The sequence below is a fragment of the Blautia ammoniilytica genome, assembly GCF_025566965.1.
Lineage (GTDB): Bacteria > Bacillota > Clostridia > Lachnospirales > Lachnospiraceae > Blautia_A > Blautia_A ammoniilytica.
The window spans coordinates 1-4657 of record NZ_JAOQJL010000068.1 but is presented as its reverse complement, the minus strand read 5'-3'; the positions used below and the strand labels follow the sequence as shown (position 1 = coordinate 4657).

The window sequence follows — 4657 nt, the reverse complement described above, 5'->3', positions numbered from 1 at the left end:
AGCCGCTCCCTCCTTATATTTCTATTATAATGGAAATACGAAAAAAAGCCCAATTCTTTTTTAGAATCAGACTTTTTCAGTGCCCTTATAAATATGGGTTTGTAAAACGTTACCCGGAAGATAAAACGGATATAACAGAAATTAGTAATGAACCATGGCATTACCGTTATGTTGGAACGACTGTCGCTAAAATAATGAAAGAAGAAAATTTATGTTTGGAAGAATATTTAGAAAAATATAAATAAAAACAAAAGAAAATCCTAACTTTTTTTATAGTAGGATTGTTATATTATTTAGAAAACAGAGGGAGGCAAATTTGCGAATGGAATACAAAACTGATTCTTTGTTAGTACATCTAGCAAGAGCAGGAGATGAAGATGCGTGTGAAAAACTGGTCAAAAAATATTACTCAAGTATATATCAATATTGTTTGCTACATATCAATGATCCATATGAGGCAGAGGATTTGACACAAGAAGTGTTTACACGTTTCTTTTCCAATTTATATAGATATAAAGAATATGGAAAAGTTAAGAATTATCTTTATACAATTGCCGGAAATACCGTTAAAAATTATTACAAAAAGAAAAAAGATATTCCATCAGAGGAACTGCTAAAATCAGAGGACTGTAGTAAAAATCATGTAGAAGAGCTAGGAGTCCGATTAACTATTGAACAGGCAGTGAGAAAGTTACCGGAAGAAATTAGAGAAACGGCAGTTTTATATTTTTTTCAAGAATTGAAACAAAGAGAAATTGCAGAATTACTTCACATAAAACTTTCTCTTGTAAAATATCGAATCGGAAGAGCAAAAGAACTTTTAATGAAAGAGTTGGAGGTGAAAAACTATGATGAAATATAAGCAACAAATAAAGGAATATAAAGAGGAGATTGAAAAAAAATATGTAAGGATTGAAGCAGAAAACAGAACAGTAAAAGCATGTCAGAATATTTTGTCAGAGTCAATTTTATCGAAACAATCGCATAGAACATCTTATTTTGAATTTTTGTATGAGCAGACAAAATTCATAAAAAAAAGATGGTGGATTTTACAAGGTTGTGTTCTTATGTGTCTATGGATATGGTTGAGTAATTATACGTCAGACATAAAAGATATGATGAGGATTATGGGAATATCTGCCACAATATTTGTGGTTCTGATTGTCCCGGAAATTTGGAAAAACAGAAGAAATGGTGCGATTGAGATTGAGCAGGCGTCTTATTACACACTGCGTCAGATTTGTACAGCAAGAATGTCAATGTTTGGAGTAGTGGATCTGGTGATCGTTATGGCGTTTTTGGCAATTACATATCAAACAACAATACTCTCGTTAAGTGATTTGGTGGTTTATTTTTTGCTTCCGGTAAATGTTTCATGTTGTATATGTTTTCGTGTATTGTACAGTAGATGGGAAAAATCAGAATATATAGCAGTGCTTTCTTGTCTGGTATGGGTTGGTTTATGGATGATGATTGTTGCAAATGATGTTATTTATCAGAAAATTGTAACTCCGGTATGGGTGGCTATGCTGATATTGACTTTTGTATATTTTGTTTTTTGTGTTCAGAAGTCATTGGTATTTGATGAAAAAATTTTGGAGGATTACACGTATGAAATTAGAATTTAAAAATGTAACAAAACAATACGGAGAAGTAAATGCTGTTAATAAAGTGAATTGTGTTATGGAAAAAGGAATTTATGGACTGCTTGGAGTAAATGGAGCAGGAAAGACCACATTAATGCGTATGCTTTGTACGATTGTTCAACCATCAGAAGGACAAATATTATGGAATGGTAAAGATATATGGAAACTAGGAGGTGAATACCGAGAAGTTCTGGGATATTTACCACAGGATTTTGGATATTATCCAGATTTGACCGTATATGATTATATGATGTACATTTCTTCTATAAAAGGGTTAAAAATGCCGTTTGCCAGAAAAAAAGTGAAGCAATTATTAAATCAAGTAGGAATGGAAAAATTTAGTAAAAGAAAAATGAAGAATTTGTCTGGAGGAATGGTTAGACGTGTAGGAATAGCACAGGCGATGTTAAACGATCCGCAAATTCTTGTCCTGGACGAACCTACCGCTGGATTAGACCCGAATGAAAGAATACGTTTTCGTAATTTAATTAGTGAATTGTCGGAAGAACGTTTGGTGCTCTTGTCTACACATATTGTATCGGATATTGAGTACATTGCGAATAACATTATGTTAATGAAAGATGGAGAACTTTTTTATGCAGGTACTGCGGAAGATTTAGTATCTTCTATGAAAGAAAAGGTATGGCAATGTAATGTTTCGAGAAGTATGATAGACAAATATATGAATGAATGTTTGGTTGGAAATATAAAAACAACAAAAACCGGAGCAGAGCTTAGAATTATTTCAATAGAAAAGCCAACAGAAGATGCTGTGGCTGTAGAAAAAAATCTGGAAGATGCATTTCTATTTTATTTTGGAGAAAAATCGGAGGAAAAACAAGATGCTTAAATTAGAATTAAAACGAATTTTTTCAAAGAAAATTAATGTATTTGCAATCGGATTGGCATTGATACTTGCTGTCATTTTTAGCGGATTTGCAGTTACAAGTAATCGCTATGTGGATGAGAATGGAAATGCTAGTACTGGAATTATGGCAACAAGAAAACTTACAGATAACAGACGAGCATGGAAAGGTACATTGACAGAAGATGAACTTGGAAAAGTTATAGAACAAAATAAAAATGCGGTGACACAATCCTCAGAAGAAAATGCAATTTACGGAACGACATTGCAACCGATAGATGATATTAGGAGTTTTATAATATCGGTATTAACACCGGATGCAGAATATGATGAAAGTGTTCTGAATCAAATTACAGAAGAAAATATACAAGAGTTCTATGACACTTATCATAAAAATATGGAAAAGATGGCAGAAGAATATGGAAAGACTTCTGTTCAGAAAAAATACTTGGAAAAGAAATATAATGAAATAAAATTACCAGTAGAATACGAATCTTATAGTTCATGGGATACTATGATTATGTATGTAGAAACGTATTCTATTATTCTGGCAATCATAGTTGGTTTTATTTGTGCTGGAATATTTGCAGATGATTTTCAGACAAAAGCAGATGCAGTATTTTTCTCTACAAAGTATGGACGTACAAAAGCTGTTAAAACAAAAATACTGGCAGGAATAGCTACGACAGTTATGATTTATTGTATGGGAATTATATTACTTAGTGTGATTTGTTTTGGAATTATGGGAACCAGTGGTATGAATACACCTTATCAAATGTATCAGGCATATAGTATTTACATTATGTCATATGGACAATACTATTTGTTGACAGTTGTATGTGGATTTATAGCCAGTATGCTGGCGGCTGTAGTGTCTATGTTAATAGCGGCTAAAATGCATACAATTAGTGTCGCTGTTTGCATTCCGTTCTTTTTATATTGCTTATTGCCATTTATAGGACGGGCACTTTCTGGGTATACAACGCTTTTCAATTTGATACCAACAATTTTGACAAATGTACAGGCAAGTGTAAAAGTCCCACTTATTTATCAGATTGGGAATTGTGTATTTCGACAAATTCCGCTTGTAATGGTAATGTATACAGTGATGGCAATAGCCTTACTGCCTTTTATTTATAAGAGTTTTCGCAGATACGGAAATAAGTAAAAATTGTATTCATACTCATGAAAAACAAAGTAAGTAAAATATTTTCTGGAAAAATCAAAGCATAATTTAAAGATTTACGGCGGGCAAGTTGCCCGCCGTAAATTATGCTTATTTTGTTAAAAGACCGGATAGATTTTTTCCAATGCAAAATCCAATCTGTGGATATAACTCCTGAATTTCCTGATATTTTGCTTCAATCATTTCTGGTTCATCAGCCCAGATCTTTTCATATATTTTGAAAGCTCTTTTAAAATGTGTTTTGGCTTGCGGAAGATTGGCAGTCATCAGATAAATGGTTCCAAGGGTTTCCTGTACTTTGGCATAATCCAGACAGTCATCGGAATGGTATTCCTTGATGATGCCGGATAATTTTTGTAATTCGGAGATTCCTCTTTCGGGTTCCTGCTGTTTTGTCAGGAACATTGCATAATTGGCAATCTGAGGTATGCTGTCATTTATATGAAGCAGGTTAAATTGGTCAAGCAGTGAGATACTTTTTTCCATGTGTTCTCTTGCAAGATCGGGATGAGCGTTCATGCGGTAAAGTCCACCGAGATTGGCATGAAGGTTGGAAACAAGGCGAGCATTGTCAGCAGTGATAGTTTCTATCTGGGCAAGTGCATCCTTTTCCAGTTTTATTGCTTTTTCAGGTTTGGTTTCAAGAGTTGCCTGAAAATCTAGTAATAATGCCCGGTCAGAGTCGGTTCCAATGTTTTTTGTCTTTAACAGCCCCGTCAGTTCCTGAATGATTCCATTCATACCTTTGTGGTAGTTATAGTTATCCATGTATGGAAATGCATTTTCCAGAAAAAGCAGATACTTTGGTATATCATCCTTTTCAATCAATTCTATGATATTTCCGATTGTTTGAAATAGCTTTTTGTAATAAGCTACTTCCATTCCATGCATTAAACATATTTTCTGTAAAGAATCCAGTAATATGTGACAGCTACTTACAGATGGTTTTGTCTCTGAAAG

Annotated in this window: 6 protein-coding genes; 5 read left to right on the top strand and 1 reads right to left on the bottom strand. The window is 33.5% G+C overall.

All coding sequences use genetic code 11. From position 1 onward, the window contains the following. The 5 genes from OCV61_RS18245 to OCV61_RS18225 form a co-directional block, all read left to right on the top strand. Positions 1-245: D-alanyl-D-alanine carboxypeptidase family protein (locus OCV61_RS18245; RefSeq protein WP_158422930.1), on the top strand; the 245-nt coding region annotated here is incomplete at its 5' end. Between the two features lie 77 nt (positions 246-322). After that, the gene (locus tag OCV61_RS18240) at positions 323-862 is read left to right on the top strand and encodes an RNA polymerase sigma factor (protein ID WP_005335535.1); all 540 of its coding nucleotides are present in this window, start codon (positions 323-325) and stop codon (positions 860-862) included. After that, complete coding sequence (locus OCV61_RS18235) at positions 849-1628, top strand: hypothetical protein (RefSeq protein WP_158422929.1); 780 nt, start codon at positions 849-851, stop codon at positions 1626-1628. The genes OCV61_RS18240 and OCV61_RS18235 overlap by 14 nt, the downstream gene beginning before the upstream one ends. Next, positions 1612-2496, top strand: coding sequence for an ABC transporter ATP-binding protein (locus tag OCV61_RS18230; protein WP_158422928.1), 885 nt, complete (start codon positions 1612-1614; stop codon positions 2494-2496). Before OCV61_RS18235 ends, OCV61_RS18230 begins: the two co-directional genes overlap by 17 nt. Then, positions 2489-3679 (top strand): ABC-2 family transporter permease, encoded by a 1191-nt coding sequence (locus OCV61_RS18225; RefSeq protein WP_118618189.1) that lies wholly within the window; start codon positions 2489-2491, stop codon positions 3677-3679. The genes OCV61_RS18230 and OCV61_RS18225 overlap by 8 nt, the downstream gene beginning before the upstream one ends. Before the next feature lie 108 nt (positions 3680-3787). Here the strand turns inward: OCV61_RS18225 and OCV61_RS18220 are convergent. After that, a partial coding sequence (locus OCV61_RS18220; protein ID WP_262583427.1) for a tetratricopeptide repeat protein occupies positions 3788-4657 on the bottom strand: 870 nt, incomplete at its 5' end.

What these genes read in the sequence shown, in the direction of transcription:
- OCV61_RS18240 (WP_005335535.1), top strand. Translation starts at nt 323, where the DNA reads ATGGAATACAAAACTGATTCTTTGTTAGTACATCTAGCAAGAGCAGGA.
- OCV61_RS18235 (WP_158422929.1), top strand. Translation starts at nt 849, where the DNA reads ATGATGAAATATAAGCAACAAATAAAGGAATATAAAGAGGAGATTGAA.
- OCV61_RS18230 (WP_158422928.1), top strand. Translation starts at nt 1,612, where the DNA reads ATGAAATTAGAATTTAAAAATGTAACAAAACAATACGGAGAAGTAAAT.
- OCV61_RS18225 (WP_118618189.1), top strand. Translation starts at nt 2,489, where the DNA reads ATGCTTAAATTAGAATTAAAACGAATTTTTTCAAAGAAAATTAATGTA.